Annotated in this window: 1 protein-coding gene; it reads left to right on the top strand. The window is 59.9% G+C overall.

Annotation, left to right across the window (positions count from 1 at the left end; genetic code table 11):
- A partial coding sequence (locus QMX98_RS34945; protein ID WP_282412108.1) for an aldehyde dehydrogenase family protein occupies positions 1-302 on the top strand: 302 nt, incomplete at both ends.

The raw sequence follows: 302 nt of genomic DNA on the forward strand, positions 1-302 counted from the left end.
AGTGCTGTCGATCAAACGTGGCGACCCGCTGGACACCGACACCATGGTTGGCGCCCAGGCGTCCGAGCAGCAATTCGACAAAATCCTGTCGTACCTGGAAATCGCCAAGGGCGAAGGCGCCGAGCTGTTGACCGGCGGCAAGGTGGAAAAACTCGAGGGCAACCTGGCGACCGGGTATTACATCCAGCCGACCCTGCTCAAGGGCACCAACAAAATGCGCGTGTTCCAGGAAGAAATCTTTGGCCCGGTGGTGAGCATCACCACCTTCAAGGACGAAGCCGAAGCCCTGGCCATCGCCAACG

The sequence above is a fragment of the Pseudomonas sp. PS02303 genome (assembly GCF_029959925.1).
Lineage (GTDB): Bacteria > Pseudomonadota > Gammaproteobacteria > Pseudomonadales > Pseudomonadaceae > Aquipseudomonas > Aquipseudomonas mandelii.